19 protein-coding genes, 2 tRNA genes and 1 pseudogene are annotated in these 20,368 nt (G+C 68.2%); 19 read left to right on the top strand and 3 right to left on the bottom strand.

Annotation, left to right across the window (positions count from 1 at the left end; all coding sequences use genetic code 11):
• Nucleotides 1-208, top strand: a pseudogene (locus C6P64_RS18355) (hypothetical protein); the annotation flags it as partial.
• 66 nt (nt 209-274) lie between these two features.
• Here the strand turns inward: C6P64_RS18355 and C6P64_RS13915 are convergent.
• Together C6P64_RS13915 and C6P64_RS13920 are read right to left on the bottom strand one after the other, a co-directional pair.
• Nucleotides 275-359, bottom strand: a tRNA-Leu gene (locus C6P64_RS13915).
• A 58-nt stretch (nt 360-417) separates the two neighbouring features.
• Nucleotides 418-502: transfer RNA gene (locus tag C6P64_RS13920), tRNA-Leu, on the bottom strand.
• 51 nt (nt 503-553) lie between these two features.
• Between C6P64_RS13920 and rnr the strand changes: the two genes are divergently transcribed.
• Entirely contained in the window at nt 554-2,827 is a 2,274-nt protein-coding gene (gene rnr, locus C6P64_RS13925; protein WP_105749157.1) for a ribonuclease R, read from the top strand.
• 1 nt (nt 2,828) lies between these two features.
• Nucleotides 2,829-3,377, top strand: a complete 549-nt coding sequence (locus C6P64_RS13930) for a YggT family protein (RefSeq protein ID WP_105749158.1) — start codon at nt 2,829-2,831, stop codon at nt 3,375-3,377.
• A gap of 63 nt (nt 3,378-3,440) precedes the next feature.
• Here C6P64_RS13930 and C6P64_RS13935 read toward each other — a convergent pair whose 3' ends face one another.
• A complete protein-coding gene (locus tag C6P64_RS13935; RefSeq protein WP_105749159.1) occupies nt 3,441-5,042 on the bottom strand; it encodes an NAD(P)H-hydrate dehydratase in 1,602 nt (533 codons plus the stop codon).
• 161 nt (nt 5,043-5,203) lie between these two features.
• Here C6P64_RS13935 and rpsB point away from each other — a divergent pair, with 161 nt between their 5' ends.
• The 16 genes from rpsB (at nt 5,204) to C6P64_RS14015 (ending at nt 20,310) form a co-directional block, all read left to right on the top strand.
• Nucleotides 5,204-5,947: a 30S ribosomal protein S2 gene (rpsB, locus tag C6P64_RS13940; protein WP_105749160.1), complete on the top strand. Its 744-nt coding sequence runs from the start codon at nt 5,204-5,206 to the stop codon at nt 5,945-5,947.
• 109 nt (nt 5,948-6,056) lie between these two features.
• Nucleotides 6,057-6,956 (top strand): translation elongation factor Ts, encoded by a 900-nt coding sequence (gene tsf / locus C6P64_RS13945; RefSeq protein WP_105749161.1) that lies wholly within the window; start codon nt 6,057-6,059, stop codon nt 6,954-6,956.
• Between the two features lie 144 nt (nt 6,957-7,100).
• Entirely contained in the window at nt 7,101-7,811 is a 711-nt protein-coding gene (gene pyrH, locus C6P64_RS13950) for a UMP kinase (RefSeq protein WP_105749162.1), read from the top strand.
• A gap of 29 nt (nt 7,812-7,840) precedes the next feature.
• Nucleotides 7,841-8,401, top strand: a complete 561-nt coding sequence (gene frr / locus C6P64_RS13955) for a ribosome recycling factor (protein ID WP_105749163.1) — start codon at nt 7,841-7,843, stop codon at nt 8,399-8,401.
• A 37-nt stretch (nt 8,402-8,438) separates the two neighbouring features.
• A complete protein-coding gene (uppS, locus tag C6P64_RS13960; protein WP_105749164.1) occupies nt 8,439-9,179 on the top strand; it encodes a polyprenyl diphosphate synthase in 741 nt (246 codons plus the stop codon).
• A gap of 4 nt (nt 9,180-9,183) precedes the next feature.
• Nucleotides 9,184-10,017: a phosphatidate cytidylyltransferase gene (locus C6P64_RS13965; RefSeq protein WP_105749165.1), complete on the top strand. Its 834-nt coding sequence runs from the start codon at nt 9,184-9,186 to the stop codon at nt 10,015-10,017.
• A 39-nt stretch (nt 10,018-10,056) separates the two neighbouring features.
• Entirely contained in the window at nt 10,057-11,232 is a 1,176-nt protein-coding gene (ispC, locus tag C6P64_RS13970; RefSeq protein ID WP_105749262.1) for a 1-deoxy-D-xylulose-5-phosphate reductoisomerase, read from the top strand.
• A 9-nt stretch (nt 11,233-11,241) separates the two neighbouring features.
• Nucleotides 11,242-12,603: an RIP metalloprotease RseP gene (gene rseP / locus C6P64_RS13975; RefSeq protein ID WP_105749166.1), complete on the top strand. Its 1,362-nt coding sequence runs from the start codon at nt 11,242-11,244 to the stop codon at nt 12,601-12,603.
• Nucleotides 12,604-12,615: 12 nt separating this feature from the next.
• On the top strand, nt 12,616-14,943 hold the full coding sequence (bamA, locus tag C6P64_RS13980) for an outer membrane protein assembly factor BamA (RefSeq protein WP_105749167.1): 2,328 nt from the start codon (nt 12,616-12,618) through the stop codon (nt 14,941-14,943).
• Nucleotides 14,943-15,458: an OmpH/Skp family outer membrane protein gene (locus tag C6P64_RS13985; RefSeq protein ID WP_105749168.1), complete on the top strand. Its 516-nt coding sequence runs from the start codon at nt 14,943-14,945 to the stop codon at nt 15,456-15,458. The genes bamA and C6P64_RS13985 overlap by 1 nt, the downstream gene beginning before the upstream one ends.
• A 10-nt stretch (nt 15,459-15,468) precedes the next feature.
• Nucleotides 15,469-16,500: a UDP-3-O-(3-hydroxymyristoyl)glucosamine N-acyltransferase gene (gene lpxD / locus C6P64_RS13990; RefSeq protein WP_105749169.1), complete on the top strand. Its 1,032-nt coding sequence runs from the start codon at nt 15,469-15,471 to the stop codon at nt 16,498-16,500.
• A 2-nt stretch (nt 16,501-16,502) separates the two neighbouring features.
• The gene (gene fabZ, locus C6P64_RS13995) at nt 16,503-16,940 is read left to right on the top strand and encodes a 3-hydroxyacyl-ACP dehydratase FabZ (RefSeq protein WP_105749170.1); all 438 of its coding nucleotides are present in this window, start codon (nt 16,503-16,505) and stop codon (nt 16,938-16,940) included.
• Between the two features lie 11 nt (nt 16,941-16,951).
• Nucleotides 16,952-17,746, top strand: a complete 795-nt coding sequence (lpxA, locus tag C6P64_RS14000) for an acyl-ACP--UDP-N-acetylglucosamine O-acyltransferase (protein ID WP_105749263.1) — start codon at nt 16,952-16,954, stop codon at nt 17,744-17,746.
• The gene (gene lpxB, locus C6P64_RS14005) at nt 17,746-18,903 is read left to right on the top strand and encodes a lipid-A-disaccharide synthase (RefSeq protein WP_105749171.1); all 1,158 of its coding nucleotides are present in this window, start codon (nt 17,746-17,748) and stop codon (nt 18,901-18,903) included. Before lpxA ends, lpxB begins: the two co-directional genes overlap by 1 nt.
• On the top strand, nt 18,875-19,546 hold the full coding sequence (gene rnhB, locus C6P64_RS14010) for a ribonuclease HII (protein ID WP_105749172.1): 672 nt from the start codon (nt 18,875-18,877) through the stop codon (nt 19,544-19,546). The genes lpxB and rnhB overlap by 29 nt, the downstream gene beginning before the upstream one ends.
• Nucleotides 19,543-20,310, top strand: a complete 768-nt coding sequence (locus tag C6P64_RS14015) for a TrmH family RNA methyltransferase (protein ID WP_105749173.1) — start codon at nt 19,543-19,545, stop codon at nt 20,308-20,310. Before rnhB ends, C6P64_RS14015 begins: the two co-directional genes overlap by 4 nt.
• Nucleotides 20,311-20,368: the final 58 nt, after the last annotated feature.

Here is a 20,368-nt window from a genome sequence, read left to right on the forward strand (position 1 = left end):
TACCAATTCCGCCACCTGGGCATCTCAGGAAGCCACTATTCTATCCCGGATTTTTCGGATTTTTGACAGCACCGAAAAAAGTTTGAAAATTTCTTGCGGTGCGGTGCGGTGCGGTGCGGTGCGGTGCGGTGCGGTGCGGTGCGGTGCGGTGCGGTGCGGCGTCTGGCTGCCGGGCAGTTGCTGCCCTGGGCTGGTGTGCCGGCGGTGAGTAGGAATGAAAGTGTGGCGAAAACGAAAAACCCTGCAGACCGTGAGATCTGCAGGGTTTCATGTATGGTGCCCAGGAGAGGACTCGAACCTCCACGGAGTTACCCGCTAGTACCTGAAACTAGTGCGTCTACCAATTCCGCCACCTGGGCTTTCAGGGTTTGTTTCTTGAGATATGCCCAAAGCGCAGCAAATGAGTGCTACAGTCTTTGGTGCCCAGGAGAGGACTCGAACCTCCACGGAGTTACCCGCTAGTACCTGAAACTAGTGCGTCTACCAATTCCGCCACCTGGGCATCTCAGGAAGCCGCTAGTATAGCGCGGAATATTGCGAGTACAAAAGCCGAGTGAAAGAAAAACCTATCTTACTGACTGAATTCGAGGGCCAGGTCAATGGCCACCGCGACGGCCACGGTTTCGTGGTGCGTGACGACGGCCAGCCCGATGTCTACCTGCCGCCCAACGAGATGCGTGCCGTGCTGCACCGCGACCGGGTCCGGGCCCAGGTGGTGCGGCAGGACCGCCGCGGCCGACCCGAGGGCCGGGTGACCGAGATCATCGGACGATCGAGCGCCCCGATCATCGGGCGCCTGCTGCAGGAGTCCGGCGTCTGGCTGGTCGCGCCCGAGGACAAGCGCTATGGCCAGGACGTGCTGATCCCCAAGGGCGGCATGGGCAAGGCCCAGCCGGGCCAGGTGGTGGTGGTCGAGCTGACCGAGCCGCCCGCGCTCTATGGCCAGCCGGTCGGCCGCATCAAGGAGGTGCTCGGCGAGATCGACGACCCGGGCATGGAGATCGAGATCGCAGTGCGCAAGTACGGCGTGCCGCACGAGTTCTCCGATGCCGCGCTGGCGCAGGCCAGGGCGCTGCCCGACAAGGTCAGGTCAGCCGACAAGAAGCACCGCATCGACCTGACCGACGTGCCGCTGGTGACGATAGACGGCGAGGACGCGCGCGACTTCGACGACGCGGTCTACTGCGAGCCGGCCAAGGTCGGGCGCGGCAAGGGCTGGCGGCTGCTGGTCGCGATCGCCGACGTCAGCCACTATGTCGAGACCGGTGCCGCCATCGACATCGATGCCTACGACCGTGCGACCAGCGTCTACTTCCCGCGCCGCGTGATCCCGATGCTGCCCGAGAAGCTCTCGAACGGCCTGTGTTCGCTCAATCCGGAGGTCGAGCGCCTGTGCATGGTCTGCGACATGCTGATCAACGCCCAGGGCGACATCCACGCCTACCAGTTCTACCCGGCGGTGATGTTCAGCCATGGCCGCCTGACCTATACCGAGGTCGCGGCCATCCTGCAGAACACGCGCGGTCATGAGGCGCAGCAGCGTGAGGCCCTGGTGCCGCACCTGCTCAATCTGCACGATGTCTACCGGGCCCTGCTGTCGGCGCGCCAGCGCCGTGGTGCGGTCGATTTCGAGACCACCGAGACCCAGATCGTTTGCAACGAGGTCGGCCAGATCGAGAAGATCATCCCGCGCACGCGCAACGACGCGCACCGGCTGATCGAGGAGGCGATGCTGGCGGCCAACGTCTGCTCGGCCGAGTTCATCCAGCATGGCAAGCACCCGGGCCTGTTCCGCGTCCACGAGGGGCCGACCCCGCTCAAGATCGACGTGCTGCGCCAGTACCTCAAGGCGCTGGCCGTGCCCTACCAGGTCAGCGACGAGCCGTCGCCGCTCGAGTTCCAGCAGATCGCCGCCGCCACCAGCGAGCGACCCGATGCGCCGCAGATCCACCAGATGCTGCTGCGCTCGATGTCGCAGGCGATCTACTCGCCCAACAACGAGGGCCATTTCGGCCTGGCCTTCGAGGCCTATACCCATTTCACCAGTCCGATCCGGCGCTATCCCGACTTGCTGGTGCACCGCGTGATCAAGTGCATCCTGGGCGAGCGCAAGTATTCGCTGCCCAACCTGCCGACGCCGGGCGAGGCCCAGCTCAAGCTGGCCAAGCGGCTGGCCGACCGGGTCAAGCCGCCGGCTCCGGGTGACAAGCCGGTGCGGGCCAGGAAGCCCAATGCCGAGCTGCTGGCCTGGCAGGCCGCCGGCCTGCATTGCAGCGCCAACGAGCGCCGGGCCGACGAGGCCAGCCGCGATGTCGAGGCCTGGCTCAAGTGCAAGTACATGCGCGAGCACCTGGGCGAGGAGTTCAGCGGCAAGGTCAGCGCGGCGACCAGCTTCGGCCTGTTCGTCACGCTCGACAGCCTGTATGTCGAGGGCCTGGTGCATATCACCGAGCTCGGCGGCGAGTACTACCGCTTCGACGAGGCGCGCCAGGAGCTGCGCGGCGAGCGCACCGGCATCCGCTACGCGCTCGGCACCCCGGTGCGGGTGCAGGTCAGCCGGGTCGACCTCGATGGCCGACGCATCGACTTCCGCCTGGTGCGCGAGGGCGAGGAGTTGGTGGCGCGTGCGCTGCGCGACAAGAAGGGCAGCGCTGCGCCTGAGGGCGAGGGCGGATCGACCCGGGTGGCGCGCAAGCGCAAGCCCAGGGCGGGTGAAGCCGGTCAAGCGGCCCCGTCGGGCAGCTGGTCGGGTGGCAAGTTCGCAGGCAAGTCGGCGGGTCGCGGTGCATCTTCGCCGGCGGGCAAGTCGCGCAAGGGCAAGCGTTGAGATGCAGATACTCGTCTTTCTGATCGACAACCTGTTCTTCCTGCTGGTCGGCGCGGCACTGCTGCGCGCCTGGATGAACCAGTGCCGGCTGCGCATGACCGAGCAGCCCGGCCGCTTCGTGATGGCGGTCAGCGACTGGCTGGTCAAGCCGCTGCGCCGCGCCCTGCCCAATGGCTTGCGCCAGGCTCGCCTGGACTGGGCCAGCCTGGCGGCGGCTGCGTTGCTGGCGCTGGGCCATGCCCTGTTGCTGCATCTGCTGGCGCTGCTCCTGCTGCCGGATGTCGATCTGCTGTCCTGGGTCTGGACCCTGCCGGCGCAGGCCCTGCTGTTCCTGCTGCGCACCGTGCTGCAGGGCTTGCTGGTGATGACGCTGGTCTATGCGCTGATGAGCTGGGTCCAGCCCTTCTCGCCGATCGGCGGCGTGCTGGGTCGCCTGCTCGCGCCCTTGCTGCAGCCGCTGCGCCGCCGCCTGCCCCTGGTCGGCGGCGTGGACCTGTCGGCCTTGGTGCTGGTCGTGCTGCTCCAGGTGCTGTTGCTGGCGCTGGGCTGAGTTCGCTGGCGCTTCTGGGCGCTGGCCGATCTTGATGGCCTTGGCCCATCCTTGCGTGATGCGTCAGCCCGGCCAGGGTGTGAGGTCGGCGAGCAGGTCGCCAGCGCGCAGGCCGCGTCCTTGCGGCCAGCGGTCGGCCAGCGTGCCATGCTGCCAGGCCGCCTGGCAGGCGGCCTGCAGCGCCAGCAGCAGGCCGCTGTCCTGATTGCTGTCCAGGCCATGAAATGGCATGACAGCCACCGTCCTGTCCGGTCGCTGGGCCTGTGCGTTCTGGGCCCAGTAGGCGCCCACCATGCCGGCGAGCACATCGCCGGTGCCGGCGGTCGCGAGCAGGGCGTTGCCGGTCGGGTTGATGAAGGGGCTCTGTCCCGGTACCGCGATCACGCTGCCCGAGCCCTTGAGCACGACCACGCACTGGAACTGCTGCGCCAGCTGACGTGCCGCCTGCAGCCGGTTGGCCTGGACCTGGGTGCTGCTGTAGCCCAGCAGCCTCGCTGCCTCGAGCGGATGAGGCGTCAGGATGCTGTACTGGCCGCGCGCCAGCCGTTGGCTCAGCTGCGCGCGCCAGTCGGCTTGTTGCGCCAGCGCGTTCAGCGCGTCGGCATCTAGCACCAGGCGTGGCGACTGCTCGAGCAGGGCCGGCAGCACCGCGCGCACCGATTGGCCGCCGCCGCAGCCGCAGACGGTCGTCGCCTGGCGCGCCAGCTCGCCCTCGGCGCTGGCTTGCGCCGGGCGGAACATCAGTTCCGGCCAGAGCGGATCGAGCGCCGGCGTGGCCGGTCCGGCTCCAAGCAGGCCCAGATAGACCCGGCCCGCGCCGGCCTGCAGGCCGGCGCGGGCGGCCAGCAGCGCCGCGCCGCTCATGCCGTTGCCGTCGACCGAGACATCCTGGCCGCCGAGCACGAGCAGGTCGCCATGGCTGCCCTTGTGCGCGCCATGGCGCTGCTGGCGCGTCGGTCCAGGCTCGGTGCCCGTGTTCAGCCAGGCGTCGGGTAGTGCCAGGTCGCAAGCGACGCCGAGCCGGTCGAGCCAGACCTGTCCGGCCGCGTCCCGGCCGTCGGCGGTGAACAGGCCGGGCTTGAGCGTGAGCAGCGACAGGGTATGGCGCGGCCCCATCGGCCTGGCCTCGAAGGGGTTGAGCCAGGCGCCGCTGTCGCAGTCCAGCCCGCTGGGCAGGTCCACGCACAGCACGGTGGCGCGGGTCCGTTGCAGCACCCGCATCCAGTCGGCCATCGGGCCTGCTCCCAGGCCACGCCCGCCCAGCCCCAGCAGCGCGTCGATGCCGAGGTCGAAGTCCTCGGGCGGCTGGGCGCAGAATTCCAGCCCGGCGGCGCGCGCCTGCTGCAGCGCATGGCGGGCGTCGTCGGGCAGTCGGGCCGCGTCGCCCTGCCAGCTGACCGTCACCTGTGTCTGCGGCAGTTGCGTCCGCAGCAGGGCCGCTGCCAGCAGGCCGTCGCCGCCATTGTTGCCCGGCCCGCAGGCGACCCAGACCCGGCGCGCATGGGGCTGCAGCGCCCGGGCCAGGGCGGCGACCGAATGGGCGGCGCGCTGCATCAAGTGGTGCGGCGGCAGGCCGGCGAGCGCGGCCTGTTCTATCGTCCGGCTCGCGGCGCTGCCGTGCAGCGGGAGTGGGGGCAGGCAGCAGGCGGGATCTAGACGCAGCATCGGTGGCTCTGGAGGTGTTACAATCGTCGGGTTTTGCAAATTGTGGCGCATCCGGCGTCGCATGAAGCAGGACTCAACCGCAAACAGGCCCGACCAGGTGTCGCCGGCATCCAGCCGCGATGATGGGCCTGATTTAAGCCCCAACCTCAGGAAATTAAACCATGTCTATCTCCATGCGCGAAATGCTGGAAGCCGGTGTCCATTTCGGTCACCAAACCCGCTTCTGGAACCCCAAGATGGCTCCGTTCATCTTCGGTCACCGCAACAAGATCCACATCATCAACCTGGAAAAGACCCTCCCGCTGTTCGAGGAGGCTGCCAAGTTCGTGCGCCAGCTGACCGCCAACGGCGGCACCGTGCTGATGGTCGGTACCAAGCGCACCTCGCGCGACATCGTGTCCCTCGAAGCAGACCGCGCTGGCGTGCCCTACGTCGAGCAGCGCTGGCTCGGCGGCATGCTGACCAACTTCAAGACCGTCAAGACCTCGATCAAGCGCCTGAAGGACATGCAAGCCCAGAAGGAAGCCGGTCTGGAAAGCATGTCCAAGAAGGAACAGCTGACCTTCACCCGCGAGATCGAGAAGCTCGAGAAGGACATCGGCGGCATCCAGGACATGGCTGCCCTGCCGGACGCCATCTTCATCGTCGACGTCGGCTATCACAAGATCGCCGTGTCCGAAGCCAAGAAGCTGGGCATCCCGCTGATCGGCGTGGTTGACACCAACCATAACCCCGAAGGCATCGACTACGTGATCCCGGGCAACGACGACTCGGCCAAGGCCGTCGCCCTGTACGCTCGTGGCATCGCCGACGCGATCATCGAAGGCCGCAATGCTGCCGGCGCTGAAGTCGTCAAGGCCGCACCGGCTGGCGACGAGTTCGTCGAAGTGCAAGACGCTGCCTGATCACGGGCACCCACTCAGAAAAGGGGCTCGCGAGCCCCTTTTTTGCAAGCAAATTTTCATCTGACAGTGCAACACTGGGTTCCATCACGGACCCGAACGGAGAAACAAGATGGCTGCAATCACCGCTAGCATGGTCGCCGAACTGCGCGCCAAGACCGACGCCCCGATGATGGAGTGCAAGAAGGCCCTGACCGAAGCCGAAGGCAACATGGACAAGGCCGAAGAGATCCTGCGCGTCAAGCTCGGCAACAAGGCCGGCAAGGCTGCCAGCCGCGTGACCGCCGAAGGCGTCATCGCCAGCTTCATCGACGGCAACACCGGTGCCCTGGTCGAGATCAACTGCGAAACCGACTTCGTCTCCAAGAACGACCTGTTCCTGGCCTTCTGCAACCAGGTCGCCGAGCTGGTCGTCAAGCACAACCCGGCTGACGTCGCTGCCATCGCCGAGCTGCCGCTGACCCTGGAGAGCTTCGGCCCGACCGTGGAAGAAGTCCGCAAGGGCCTGATCGGCAAGATCGGCGAGAACATGTCGATCCGCCGCTTCAAGCGCTACGCCGACGGTGGACAGCTGGCTGCCTACCTGCACGGCGTGCGCATCGGCGTGATGGTCGAGTTCGACGGCGACGCCACCGCCGCCAAGGACACCGCGATGCACATCGCCGCCATGAAGCCGGTCTCGCTGTCCTCCGCCGACGTGCCGGCCGAGCTGGTCGCCAAGGAGCGTTCGGTCGCCGAAGCCAAGGCTGCCGAGTCCGGCAAGCCGGCCGAGATCGTCGCCAAGATGATCGAAGGTTCGATCCAGAAGTACCTGAAGGAAGTCTCGCTGCTGGACCAGGTCTTCGTCAAGGCCGCCGATGGCAAGCAGACCGTGGCTGCCTACCTGAAGTCCGCCAACACCACCGTCAAGGGCTTCACCATGTTCGTGGTCGGCGAGGGCATCGAGAAGAAGGTCGACGACTTCGCGGCTGAAGTCGCGGCCCAGGTCGCTGCTGCCACCCAGGGCGCCTGATCCCCTCCTGCCCGGTTCCATGGCAGCTGCCGGCGCAATGCCGGCCGGCCAGACCGGGAAAATGCACGGCCGGCCCTTCGCGGGGTCGGCCGTTGTCGCGCTGAAGCCCTAAAATCCACCGGATATCAACCAGATCCCAAGCCTATGCCAGCCTACAAGCGCATCCTCCTGAAACTCTCCGGCGAAGCCCTGATGGGCGATGACGCCTTCGGCATCAACCGCTCGACCATCGTGCGCATCGTCGAGGAGGTGGCCGAGGTCACCCGGCTCGGCGTGGAGGTGGCGGTGGTCATTGGCGGCGGCAACATCTTCCGCGGCGTGGCGGGCGGCTCGGTTGGCATGGACCGTGCCACGGCCGACTACATGGGCATGCTGGCCACCGTGATGAACTCGCTCGCGCTCGGCGATGCGTTCGAGAAGGTCGGCGTCAAGGCGCGCGTGATGTCCGCGATCGCGATCGACCAGGTGGTCGAGCCCTATGTGCGTCCGAAGGCGCTGCAGTACCTCGAGGAGGGCAAGGTGGTGGTCTTCGCGGCCGGCACCGGCAACCCCTTCTTCACCACCGATACCGCCGCCGCGCTGCGCGGTGCCGAGATCGGTGCCGCCATCGTGCTGAAGGCGACCAAGGTCGACGGCATCTATACCGCCGACCCGAAGAAGGACCCGGCTGCCACGCTGTACTCGAGCATCAGCTTCGACGAGGCGATCACGCGCCAGCTCGAGGTCATGGACGCGACCGCATTTGCGCTCTGCCGCGACCAGAAGCTGCCGATCAAGGTCTTCAGCATCTTCAAGCCGGGCGCGCTGCGTCGGGTCGTGATGGGCGCCGACGAAGGCACGCTGGTCCACGTCTGATCCAGCAACACAGTAGCAAGAGGTGCAAGATGGCATTGTCTGAAATCAAGAAGAACGCCGAACACAAGATGAACGCTTCGCTCGAGGCGCTCAAGCACAACCTGGCCAAGGTCCGTACCGGCCGCGCCAATCCGCAGTTGCTCGACACCATCCAGGTCGAGTACTGGGGCTCGATGGTGCCGATGTCGCAGGTCGCCAACCTGACCCTGCTCGACGCGCGCACCATCGGCGTCGCGCCCTGGGAAAAGGGCATGGGCGCCAAGATCGAGAAGGCGATCCGCGAGTCCGACCTGGGGCTGAACCCGTCCTCGCAGGGCGACCTGATCCGGGTGCCGATTCCCGCCATGACCGAGGAGCGCCGCAAGGAGCTGACCAAGGTCGTGCGCGCCGAGGGCGAGCATGCCAAGGTGGCCGTGCGCAACCTGCGCCGCGATGCCAACGAGGCGGTCAAGAAGCTGGTCAAGGACAAGCTGGCCTCCGAGGATGACGAGCGCCGCAGCACCGACGAGATCCAGAAGCTGACCGACCGCATGATCGCCGAGATCGACAAGGTCGTCGCGGCCAAGGAACAGGACCTGATGGCCTTCTGAGGCCGTTTCCGGCCAGCCCCCGACCAGACCCCGCTGCATGTTCAAGCCAAAAGCCGTCAAGTCTCCCGCCGCCATGCCCCGGCATGTCGCCATCGTCATGGACGGCAACGGCCGTTGGGCCAAGAAGCGCTTCCTGCCCAGGCTGGCAGGTCACAGGCAGGGCTACGAGTCGCTGCGCCGCATGGTCGAGCTGTGCCTGCAGCGCGGCATCGCGGTGCTGACGGTGTTCGCCTTCTCGTCCGAGAACTGGAAGCGTCCGGTCGAGGAGGTCTCGGGCCTGATGGACCTGCTGGTCAAGGGCCTGATGCGCGAAGTGCCCAAGCTCGGCGAGCAGGGCGTGCGCATGGAGTTCCCGGGCGAGCGCCAGGGCTTGTCCGAGCTGGTACGCTCCAGCCTCGAGCAGGCGCGCGCGCAGACTGCGCATAATGACAAGCTGGTGCTCAACATCTGCTTCAACTACGGCGGACGCTGGGACATCGTGCAGGCCGCGCAGCAGCTGGCCCTGCGCGGCGAGGCCATCACCGAAGACTCGTTGTCGGGTGCGCTGTCGCTGGCCCATGTGCCGGACCCCGATCTCGTGATCCGCACCGGCGGCGAGCAGCGCATCAGCAACTTCCTGCTCTGGCAGTCGGCCTATTCCGAATTCTTCTTTTCCGACAAGCTCTGGCCCGACTTCGATGCGGCCGAGTTCGACCGCGCGCTGGCCTGCTATGCCGGCCGCGAGCGCCGCTTCGGCCTGATCTCGGAGCAGCTCGCTGCTTCATCCGACGCGGCCTGATCCCATGCTCAAGCAAAGAATCATCACCGCCTTGCTGTTGCTGGCGGTCCTGCTGCCGGCGCTGTTTCATTCCGACCCGCGGCCGTTCTGCCTGCTCACGCTGCTGCTGATCGTCGCCGGCGGCTGGGAATGGGGTCGGCTCAATGGCCTGGCCTTTGGCAAGGCGCTGGCCTGCGGCCTGGGCCTGGGCGGCTTGCTCGGCCTGGCCTGGTGGCAGTTCGGCCTGGAGCGCCAGCAGCCTTGGCTGTGGCAGCTCACGGGCGTTTCCTGGCTGCTGGCCACGCCGCTGCTGCTGCGCGCCGGTGTCGCTGGCTGGCCGCGCATTCCGCAGGCCTTGCGCCTGGGCACCGGACTGCTCCTGATCGGGCTGGCCTGGTGGGCGATGGCGCAGGCGCGCGTCCAGGGCGTCGCGCTGCTGCTCTCCATCATGGCCCTGGTCTGGACCGCCGACATCGCGGCCTATTTCGGCGGCAAGGCCTTTGGCCGGCGCAAGCTCGCGCCGACCATCAGTCCGGGCAAGAGCTGGGCTGGCGTCTACAGCGGCGCGGCCGGCGTGCTGCTGCTGGCGGCCGGCTGGACCTGGTTCGAGCTGCACTACGGCATCCCGGGTGCCAGCCTCTACGGCCGGCTCTGGGCCATCGGGCCGCTGGCCATGCTCGGCGGCCTGCTGTTGCTGACCGCGATGAGCGTCTGCGGCGACCTGATCGAGTCGCTGGTCAAGCGCAGCGCGGGCGCCAAGGATTCCAGCCAGCTGCTGCCGGGCCATGGCGGCGTGCTCGACCGGGTCGATGCGTTGCTGCCGGTGCTGCCGCTGGGCATGATGCTGGCCACCCTCTAATCCTTCCGGAATCCGTCCATGCAACTGACTCAACCGCCGCTGCGCCAGCGCCTGACCGTGCTCGGCTCGACCGGCTCCATTGGCAAGAACACCCTGGACGTGGCGGCGCGCCATCCGGAACGCTTCGAGGTCTATGCGCTCAGCGCCTCGACCCAGGTCGAGCTGCTGCTGGCGCAATGCGCGCAGTTCAAGCCGCGCTATGCCGTCATGGCTTCGCCCGCCCATGCCGCGCAGCTGCGCCAGCGCATGGCGGCCGAGGGGCTGGCGACCGAGGTGCTGTCGGGCCCGGCCGCGCTGTCCGAGGTCAGCTCGCTGCCCGAGGTCGATGCGGTGATGGCGGCCATCGTCGGCGCGGCCGGCCTCGAGCCCTGCCTGGCCGCCGCGCGTGCCGGCAAGAAGCTGCTGCTGGCCAACAAGGAGGCGCTGGTCGTCGGCGGCGAGCTGTTCATGCAGGCGGTGCGCCAGGGTGGCGCCACGCTGCTGCCGATCGACAGCGAGCACTCGGCCATCTTCCAGTCACTGCCCGAGGATGCCTCGACCTGGGACTTGCGGGTCGAGAAGATCATCCTGACCGCCTCGGGCGGACCGTTCCGCAGCCGCGACCCGCTGACGCTGGCCAAGGTCACGCCGGACGAGGCCTGCGCCCACCCGAACTGGGTCATGGGGCGCAAGATCTCGGTCGACTCGGCGACCATGATGAACAAGGCGCTCGAGGTGATCGAGGCGCGCTACCTGTTCGGCCTGCCGCCCGAGCGCATCGAGGTCGTGATCCACCCGCAGAGCGTGCTGCATTCGATGGTGCAGTACCGCGACCGCTCGGTCGTGGCCCAGCTCGGCACGCCCGACATGCGGGTGCCGATCGCCTATGGCCTGAGCTGGCCGCAGCGCATCGAGTCGGGCGCCGAGGCGCTGGACTTCGCGCGCCTGAGCGCGCTGACCTTCGAGCCGGCCGATCCGGCCCGCTTTCCCGGCCTGTTCCTGGCCTGGGAGGCGCTCAAGGCCGTGCCGGGCACGACGGCGGTGCTCAATGCCGCCAACGAGATCGCGGTGGCGGCCTTCCTGGATGGCCGGCTGCGCTTCGACCAGATCCACCAGGTCAATCGCGCCACGCTCGAGCATTACCAGCCGGCTGCGCCGCATGGCCTCGACGACCTGCTTGCGATCGACGCCCGGGCCCGCGCCCTGGCGGCCGAGCGCGTGGCCCGTTGCCACTGAGCGGCGGCGATGCTGACCCTGCTCGCCTTTGTCGCGGCCCTGGCGCTGCTGATCGCCGTCCATGAATGGGGCCACTACCGGATGGCACTGGCTTGCGGCGTCAAGGTGCTGCGCTTCTCGATCGGCTTCGGGCCGGTCGTGCTGCGCCGGCAGGGGCGCAGCGGCACCGAGTTCACGCTCTGCCTGCTGCCGCTGGGCGGCTATGTGCGCATGCTCGACGAGCGCGAGGCCGAGGTAAAGGCCCCGGAGCGCCACCTGGCCTTCAACAACCAGCCGCTGCGCGCGCGCGCAGCCATCGTCGCGGCCGGTCCGCTGGCCAATCTGGGCTTGGCCGTGCTGCTCTATGCCGCGGTGTCCTGGATCGGACTGCCCCAGGCCCGCGCCGTGCTGTCCGAGCCGGCGGCCGGCACGCTGGCGGCCCAGGCCGGCCTGCGCAGCGGCCAGTGGGTGCAGCGCCTGAGCCTCGATGGCGAGCCGGAGCAGGAGGTCGAATCCTTCGAGCAGTTGCGCTGGGCGCTGACCGAAGCTGCGCTGTCAGGCCAGGACCTGACGCTCTGGGCCGGTTCGGCGCCGCAGTCGGCAACGGACGAATACCGCCTGCCCCTGTCTGTGCTGAGGCCGGCCGATGCCGATGCCGAGCTGTTGGCCCGCATCGGCATCGTCGCACCCTGGTCGGCGCCGGTGCTGGGCGAACTGCTCGAGCAGGGTGCTGCGGCCCGTGCAGGCCTGCGGGCCGGCGACCTGGTGCTGAGCGTCGATGGCCAGGTCGTGCACGATGCGCAGCAGCTGCGCCAGCTCATCAGGACCGGCCTGGACCGCCAAGGCAATGGCCTGGTGCAGGCCTGGGTGCTCGAGCGCCAGGGCAACCGGCTGGAACTGACGGTGCGCCCAGAACCGCAAGGCGAGGGCGAGCAGCGGGTCGGGCGCATCGGCGCCTTCGTCGGTGCGCCGCCCGAGATGGTGACCTTGCAGGAGGATTTCCTCGGCGGCCTGCTGCAGGGCCTGCGCCGCACCGGCGAGGTCGCCGGCCTGAGCCTGGGCATGATGGGGCGCATGGTGCTGGGCCAGGCCTCGCTCGACAACCTCAGCGGCCCGCTCTCGATCGCCGAATATGCCGGCAAGTCGGCCAGCCTGGGCGGGGTGGCCTACCTGTCCTTCCTGGCCCTGGTCAGCGTCAGCCTGGGCGTGCTCAACCTGCTGCCGCTGCCGGTCCTTGACGGTGGTCACCTGTTGTATTATCTGATCGAGGGCGTGACCGGCCGTCCCATTCCTGATCCATGGCTGGAACGGCTGCAACGCGCCGGAATGGCCATACTGCTGGCGCTCATGAGCGTGGCCGTTTTCAATGACATCGCCCGACTGTTGGGCTGAAATCCTGTTTCCATGAAGAACTCCCTTTTCCGCATGCGCTCGGTTGCCATGGGCGCGCTCGCCTCCACCCTGCTGGCCGCCTTGCCGGCCTGGGCCGTCGCCCCGTTCCAGCTGCGCGACATCCGCCTCGAGGGCCTGCAGCGGGTCGAGCCCGGCACCGTGTTCGCTTCGCTGCCGTTCCGCGTCGGTGACCAGTACAGCGACGACAAGGGCACGGCCGCGATCCGCGCCCTGTTCGGCCTGGGCCTGTTCTCCGACGTGCGGCTGCAGGTCAACGGCGACGAGCTGGTGGTGATCGTCGAGGAGCGCCCGACCGTGGCCGAGGTCGGCTTCACCGGCGTCAAGGAGTTCGATGCCGAGGTGCTCAAGAAGGCGCTGCGCGACATCGGCCTGGCCGATGGCCGTCCCTTCGACCGCGCGCTGGCCGACCGCGCCGAGCAGGAGCTCAAGCGCCAGTACCTGACGCGCAGCCTCTATGGCGCCCAGGTCACGGCGACCGCCACGCCGATCGAGCGCAACCGCGTCAACGTCAACTTCAACGTGGTCGAGGGCGATGTCGCCAAGATCAAGGAAATCCGCATCGTCGGCAACAAGGCCTTCAGCGAGAGCACCCTGCGCGGCCTGTTCGACCTCGATACCGGCGGCTGGCTGAGCTGGTACACCAAGAGCGACCGTTACTCGCGCAGCAAGCTCAATGCCGACCTCGAGACCCTGCGCAGCTACTACCTGTCGCGCGGCTACCTCGAGTTCCGCATCGACTCGACCCAGGTTGCGATCGCGCCCGACAAGGACGCGATGTCGATCACGATCAACCTGACCGAGGGCCAGCGCTACGTGGTCTCGAGCGTCGAGCTCGAGGGCGACTACCTCGGCAAGCAGGACGAGTTCAAGTCCCTGGTCGCGATCAAGGCCGGCCAGCCCTACAACGCCGAGGACGTGGCGCAGACCACCAAGGCCTTCACCGAGTATTTCGGCGGCTTCGGCTACGCCTTTGCCCGTGTCGAGGCCAAGCCGCAGATCGATCGCGCCAGCAACCGGGTCACGCTGGTGCTCAGCGCCCAGCCGTCGCGCCGCGCCTATGTGCGCCGCATCAGCGTCGAGGGCAACAACCGCACCCGCGACGAGGTGATCCGGCGCGAGTTCCGCCAGCTCGAGTCGGCCTGGTACGACAGCGACCGCATCAAGCTTTCGCGCGACCGCGTCGACCGCCTGGGCTTCTTCACCCAGGTCGCGGTCGACACGGTCGAGGTGCCGGACGCGCCGGACCAGGTCGATCTGGTGGTCAGCGTGATGGAGAAGCCGACCGGCAACCTGACGCTGGGTGCCGGTTTCTCGCAGGCCGAGAAGCTGTCGCTGATCGCGGGCATCCAGCAGGAAAACCTGTTCGGTTCGGGCAACTACCTGGGCCTGAACATCAACACCAGCAAGTACAACCGCCAGCTCTCGCTGAGCACGACCGACCCGTACTTCACGCCCGAGGGCATCTCGCGCACCTTCGATCTCTACTACCGGACCAGCCAGCCGCTCGACACCCAGGAGGGCAACTACAAGCTGACCACGCCGGGCATCGCGATGCGCTTCGGCGTGCCGTTCTCCGAGACCGACACGGTCTACTTCGGCGCCGGCATCGAGCAGACCAAGATCGATCCGGGCACCGGCATGCCGAGCGCCTACAACGAGTACATCCGCAATTTCGGCGATTCGCCGACCTCGGTGCCGCTGACCGTGGGCTGGGGCCGCGACACGCGCGACAGCGCACTGGTGCCGACCATGGGCCGCCTGCAGCGCGTCAACGGCGAGCTGGGCGTCGCTGGCGATACCCGCTATGCCAAGGCCAACTACCAGTTCCAGCAGTACATTCCGCTGAACAAGAAGTTCACGCTGGCCTTCAATGCCGAGGCCGGCTGGGGCGAGGGCCTGAGCGGCAAGCCGTTCCCGATGTTCAAGAACTTCTACGGCGGCGGCCTGGGTTCGGTGCGCGGCTTCGAGCAGGGCACGCTGGGCGGCAAGTCCTGCATCCTGGATGCCACTGGCAAGTGCAACGGCACCTTCGCCAACATCGGCGGCGCCAAGAAGATGGTGCTCAACACCGAGGTGGTCGCGCCGTTCCCGGGCGCCGGCAACGACCGCACGCTGCGCATGTACGGCTTCTTCGACATCGGCAACGTCTATGGCGAGGACGAGAGCGTCGACTTCACCAACTTGCGCGCCTCGACCGGCGTCGGCATCAGCTGGATTTCGCCCATCGGCCCGCTTAGAATCGCCTATGCCCGTCCGGTGCGCAAGCAGGACGGCGACAAGACCCAGAGCATCCAATTCCAGATCGGGACTTCTTTCTGATGAAATCGTTCAAGCGCGTTTTTTCGCATCACGCCATTGCGGCGCTGGCGCTCGGCTGTACCACTCTGGCCTCGGCGGCCGAGCTGCGCATAGGCTTCGTCAACACCGATCGCATCTTCAAGGAAGCGGCGACGGCCAAGGCCGCGCAGTCCAAGCTCGAGCAGGAATTCTCGCGCCGCGAGCGCGAGGTCGAGGGCCTGGGCGCCCAGCTCAAGAGCGCCTCCGAGAAGCTCGAGAAGGACGCTCCGACCCTGTCCGACAGCCAGCGCGCGGCACGCCAGCGCCAGCTGGTCGAGCTCGACCGCGACTTCCAGCGCAAGCGCCGCGAGTTCCAGGAAGACCTGGCGCAGCGCAAGAACGAGGAGCTGCAGCTGGTGCTCGAGCGCGCCAACCGCGTCATCAAGCAGGTTGCCGAGACCGAGAAGTACGACCTGATCATGCAGGAAGCGGTCTACGTCAATCCCAAGCTCGACATCACCGACAAGGTGCTGAGCGGGCTCAACAACGCCAAGTGATGGCCAGGCCGTGAGCGCCACGCTGGCCGAGATCTGCGCCGCCCTGGGCGGCGTTTTACATGGTGAGCCGGGCTTGTCGATCACCCGCCTGGCCTCGCTCGAGGCCGCAGAGGCGGACTCGCTGTCCTTCGTCGCGCAGGCGCGCTATGCGTCGCAGATCGCGAGCACCCGAGCCGGTGCGCTGATCGTGCCGCCTGCGCTGCTGGATCAGGCCGCTGCCCGCGGTGCCTGCATCGAGACGCCGGATGCCTACCTCTATTTCGCGCGACTGACGCAGTGGTGGCAGGCCAGGCGCGCGGCGGCCGAGCAGGCCGAAGGCGAGGCGATCCACCCGAGCGCCGTGATCCATCCCAAGGCGCAGCTGGGCGAAGGCGTTACGGTCGGGGCTTTTGCCGTGATCGAGGCCGGCGTGGTGGTGGAGCCGAGCGCGTCCATCGGAGCGCACTGCGTGCTCGAGCGGCGTGCCCATGTCGGGGCCCGCACCCGCCTGGCCGCGCGCGTGACGCTGGGCCATGACTGCAGCGTCGGCTCGGACTGCATCCTGCATGGCGGTGTCGTGATCGGCGCCGACGGCTTCGGCTTCGCGCAGCACCAGGGCGAGTGGATCAAGATCGAGCAGCTCGGCGCGGTGCGCATCGGCGACCGGGTCGAGATCGGCGCCAACAGCTGCATCGACCGCGGCGCGCTCGAGGACACCGTGCTCGAGGACGGCGTCAAGCTCGACAACCTGATCCAGATCGGCCACAACGTGCAGGTCGGCCGCAACACCGCGATGGCCGGCTGCGTCGGCGTCGCCGGCAGCGCGAAGATCGGCGCCAACTGCACGGTCGGCGGCGGCGCCGTCGTGCTGGGTCACCTGACGCTGGCCGATGGCGTGCACATCTCGGCCGCCTCGGTCGTGATGCGCTCGATCCACCAGCCGGGCCAGTACAGCGGCGTGTTCCCGCTCGACGACAACCGCTCCTGGGAAAAGAACGCGGCCACGCTCAGGCAACTGCATCGCCTGCGCGACCGCATCAAAGCATTGGAAAAACAATCATGACGATGGACATCCACAAGATCCTCAAGCAACTCCCGCACCGCTACCCCTTCCTGCTCGTCGACCGCGTGCTCGAGGTGGAAAAGGGCAAGTCCATCAAGGCGCTCAAGAACGTCAGCGTCAACGAGCCGCAGTTCACCGGCCATTTCCCGCACCGTCCGGTGTTCCCGGGCGTGCTGCAGCTCGAAGCGCTGGCGCAGGCCGCCGCGCTGCTGGCCTTCGACACCCTGGGCACCTCGCCCGACGACAACACGGTCTACTACTTCGCCGGCATCGATGGCGCGCGCTTCAAGCGTCCGGTCGAGCCGGGCGACCAGCTCATCCTCGAGGTCTCGCTCGAACGCATGAAGGCCGGCATGTTCAAGTTCAAGGGCGTGAGCCGGGTCGATGGCGAAGTCGCCTGCGAGGCCGAGCTGATGTGCGCCATGCGCAAGATCGCCTGAGGCTGGCGGGCGTGAGCAACATCCACCCCAGCGCCGTGGTCGATCCCGCGGCCGAGCTCGACAGCTCGGTCACGGTCGGCCCCTACACGGTGATCGGTCCGCATGTGAAGGTCGGCGCCGGCACCACGATCGGCCCGCATTGCGTGATCGAGGGTCACACCACCATCGGCCGCGACAACCGCATCTTCCAGTTCAACTCGCTCGGCGCGATCCCGCAGGACAAGAAGTACGCGGGCGAGCCCTGCGAGCTCGTGATCGGCGACCGCAACACGATCCGCGAGTTCTGCACCTTCAACATCGGCTCGCCCGGCGATGCCGGAGTCACCCGCGTCGGCGACGACAACTGGATCATGGCCTATGTCCATCTGGCGCATGACGTGCAGGTCGGCAACCACACCATCTTCGCCAACAATTCGCAGCTCGCCGGCCATGTGCAGATCGGCGACTGGGTGATCCTGGGCGGCTTCACGGTGGTGCACCAGTTCGTGCGCATCGGTGCCCATGCGATGACCGCGATGTGCTCGCTGCTGTTCGGCGACCTGCCGCCATTCGTGATGTGCCAGGGCCAGCCCGCTGGCGCGCGCTCGATGAACTATGAAGGCCTGCGCCGGCGCGGCTTCGGTCCCGAGCGCCTCGCGGCCGTCAAGGCCATGCACAAGGCGCTGTACCGCGACAACCTGACGATCGAGCAGGCCAAGGCGCGCATCGCCGAGCTGCCGCAGCGCTTCGAGGGCAGTGCGCCCGATGTCGCGCTGATGCAGCAATTCCTGGCCGGTCTGTCCGAGCACCGGGGCATCGTGCGCTGATGGCCGCTGCCCTGAAGGCCGTCGCCCTGGTAGCCGGCGAGGCGTCCGGCGACCTGCTCGCGGCCGAGCTGCTGCGCGGGCTGCAGGCGCGCTGGCCGGGCCTGCAGGCCGGCGGCATCGGCGGGCCCAAGCTAGAGGCGACCGGCTTCCAGTGCTGGTGGCCGAGCGAGAAGCTGGCCGTGCGCGGCTATGTCGAGGTGCTGCGCCACTACCGCGAGATCGTCGGCATCCGGCGCCAGCTGAAAGCCCGCCTGCTGGCCGACCAGCCGGGGCTGTTCATCGGCGTCGATGCGCCCGACTTCAATCTCGACCTGGAAGGCGACCTGCGCGCGGCCGGCATCAGGACGGTGCATTTCGTTGCCCCCGCGGTCTGGGCCTGGCGGCCCGAGCGGGTCGAGCAGATCCGCCGCTGCACCGACCATGTGCTGTGCATCTTCCCGTTCGAGCCCGAGCTGCTGGCGCGCCACGGCATTGCCGCCACCTATGTCGGCCATCCGCTGGCGCCGCTGATCCCGCTCGAGCCGGACCAAGCCACGGCGCGTGCCGGGCTTGGCCTGGCGCCGGACGCGCGCGTGGTCGCGCTGCTGCCGGGCAGCCGCAGCGCCGAGATCGAGCATCTGTTGCCGCGCTTCCTGCAGGCCGCGCGCCTGATGCTGCGCGAGCAGCCCGGGCTGCGCTTCGTGTTGCCGGCGGTGCCGGCGCAGTTCGCGCGCATCGAGCAGCTGGTCACGCGCGCCGGCCTGGGCGAAGCGCTGCAGCTCACGCGCGGCGGCTCGCACGCGGCGCTGGCTGCCTGCGACGCCACGCTGATTGCCAGCGGCACCGCGACGCTGGAGGCCGCGCTGTTCAAGCGCCCGATGGTGATCGCGTATCACATGAACTGGCTGTCCTGGAAGCTGCACCAGCGCAAGATGCTGCAGCCCTGGGTCGGCCTGCCCAATATCCTGGCCGGCGAGTTCCTGGTGCCCGAGCTGCTGCAAGAAGCGGCCACGCCGGCCGCGCTGGCACGCGAAACCCTGGCCTGGCTCGCCGATGACCAGGCGACGCAGGCCCGGCGCGAGGCGCTGCGCCAGCGCTTCGTCCGCCTGCACGGTGAACTGAGCCGCGACACGGTCCGGCTGGCCTGCGATGCGATCGAGCAAGTCCTTGCCGCTTGAACAGGCCGCCTTCGACTGGGAGCAGCCCGCGCTGGTCGCCGGCGTGGACGAGGCCGGCCGCGGCCCGCTCGCCGGTCCGGTGGTGGCGGCTGCCGTGATCCTGGACGAGCGCCAGCCGATCGCCGGCCTGGCCGACTCCAAGAAGCTCAGTGCCGCGCGGCGCGACCAGCTCTACGACGAGATCCGGGCCAAGGCGCTGTGCTGCTGCGTGGCCCAGGCCAGCGTCGAGGAGATCGACCGCCTCAACATCCTGCAGGCGACCCTGCTTGCGATGCAGCGCGCGGTCGCCGGGCTGCGCCTCAAGCCCGGCCTGGTGCTGGTCGACGGCAACCGGCTGCCGCTGCTCGAGATGCGGGCCGAGGCCATCGTCAAGGGCGACGCCAAGGTGGCGTCGATCTCGGCCGCCTCGATCCTGGCCAAGGTCACGCGCGACCGCGGGCTGGAACTGCTCGACCAGCGCTATCCGCAGTACGGCTTCGCCCGCCACAAGGGCTATGGCACGGCCGAGCATCTGCAGGCGCTGCGCGTGCACGGCCCCTGTCCCGAGCATCGGCGCAGCTTTGCCCCCGTGGCCCAGGCCGAGCGCAGCCCGCTGGGCATCAATCCCTTTCACGCCGTGGCGATCGCCACCCTGCTCACATGAACCCCGAGATCATCAGCTCGCGCGACAACGCGTGGGTCAAGAAGTTGCGCGCCTTGGCGCAGGACGGCGCGGCCTACCGCAAGCTGGGCCAGGTCTGGCTCGAGGGCGACCATCTGTGCCGTGCCCTGCTCGCGCGCGGCCTGCAGCCGCAGGCGGTGGTGCTGGCGCAGTCGGCGCAGGCCCAGGTGGCGCAATGGGAGCTCGACCCCTCGGTGCGGCGCGTGGTGCTGGCCGACGGTCTGATGGCGCAGATCAGCTCGCTCGAGTCGCCGGCCGCGATGGGCTTCGTCTACGCCTTGCCGGCGGCCACGCCGCTCGAGCCCGGGCTGCCCAGCGTCGTGCTCGACCGGCTGCAGGACCCGGGCAATGTCGGCTCCATCCTGCGCAGCGCGGCGGCGATGGGCTTCAGGCAGGTGCTTGCGCTCAAGGGCACGGCAGCGCTGTGGTCGCCCAAGGTGCTGCGCGCCGGCATGGGCGCGCATTTCGCGCTGCAGTTGCGCGAGGGCCTGTCCGAGCTCGACCTCGAGGCCTTGCAGGTGCCGCTGCTGGCGACCAGCCCGCACCGGGGCGAATTCCTGCATCGCGCCGAGCTGCCCTGGCCCTGCGCCTGGCTGCTCGGCCATGAAGGGCAGGGCGTCAGCGATGCGTTGCTCGCGCGCGCCGCCATGACCTTGCGCATCGTTCAGCCCGGTGGCGAGGAGTCGCTCAATGCCGCGGCGGCGGCAGCGGTCTGCCTGCACGCCAGCGCCGCCCGCATCGCCTGAGCGAGGCGCGCAGCGCGGACTGCAGACAGCCTGCTGTCATGTAGATCTGCTAGGAAAA

The sequence above is a fragment of the Malikia granosa genome (genome assembly GCF_002980595.1).
GTDB classification, from domain to species: Bacteria; Pseudomonadota; Gammaproteobacteria; order Burkholderiales; family Burkholderiaceae_C; genus Malikia; species Malikia granosa.

What these genes read in the sequence shown, in the direction of transcription:
- C6P64_RS13930 (WP_105749158.1), top strand. Translation starts at nt 2,829, where the DNA reads ATGCAGATACTCGTCTTTCTGATCGACAACCTGTTCTTCCTGCTGGTC.
- C6P64_RS13935 (WP_105749159.1), bottom strand. Translation starts at nt 5,042, where the DNA reads ATGCTGCGTCTAGATCCCGCCTGCTGCCTGCCCCCACTCCCGCTGCAC.
- rpsB (WP_105749160.1), top strand. Translation starts at nt 5,204, where the DNA reads ATGTCTATCTCCATGCGCGAAATGCTGGAAGCCGGTGTCCATTTCGGT.
- tsf (WP_105749161.1), top strand. Translation starts at nt 6,057, where the DNA reads ATGGCTGCAATCACCGCTAGCATGGTCGCCGAACTGCGCGCCAAGACC.
- pyrH (WP_105749162.1), top strand. Translation starts at nt 7,101, where the DNA reads ATGCCAGCCTACAAGCGCATCCTCCTGAAACTCTCCGGCGAAGCCCTG.
- frr (WP_105749163.1), top strand. Translation starts at nt 7,841, where the DNA reads ATGGCATTGTCTGAAATCAAGAAGAACGCCGAACACAAGATGAACGCT.
- uppS (WP_105749164.1), top strand. Translation starts at nt 8,439, where the DNA reads ATGTTCAAGCCAAAAGCCGTCAAGTCTCCCGCCGCCATGCCCCGGCAT.
- C6P64_RS13965 (WP_105749165.1), top strand. Translation starts at nt 9,184, where the DNA reads ATGCTCAAGCAAAGAATCATCACCGCCTTGCTGTTGCTGGCGGTCCTG.
- rseP (WP_105749166.1), top strand. Translation starts at nt 11,242, where the DNA reads ATGCTGACCCTGCTCGCCTTTGTCGCGGCCCTGGCGCTGCTGATCGCC.
- bamA (WP_105749167.1), top strand. Translation starts at nt 12,616, where the DNA reads ATGAAGAACTCCCTTTTCCGCATGCGCTCGGTTGCCATGGGCGCGCTC.
- C6P64_RS13985 (WP_105749168.1), top strand. Translation starts at nt 14,943, where the DNA reads ATGAAATCGTTCAAGCGCGTTTTTTCGCATCACGCCATTGCGGCGCTG.
- fabZ (WP_105749170.1), top strand. Translation starts at nt 16,503, where the DNA reads ATGGACATCCACAAGATCCTCAAGCAACTCCCGCACCGCTACCCCTTC.
- lpxB (WP_105749171.1), top strand. Translation starts at nt 17,746, where the DNA reads ATGGCCGCTGCCCTGAAGGCCGTCGCCCTGGTAGCCGGCGAGGCGTCC.
- rnhB (WP_105749172.1), top strand. Translation starts at nt 18,875, where the DNA reads ATGCGATCGAGCAAGTCCTTGCCGCTTGAACAGGCCGCCTTCGACTGG.
- C6P64_RS14015 (WP_105749173.1), top strand. Translation starts at nt 19,543, where the DNA reads ATGAACCCCGAGATCATCAGCTCGCGCGACAACGCGTGGGTCAAGAAG.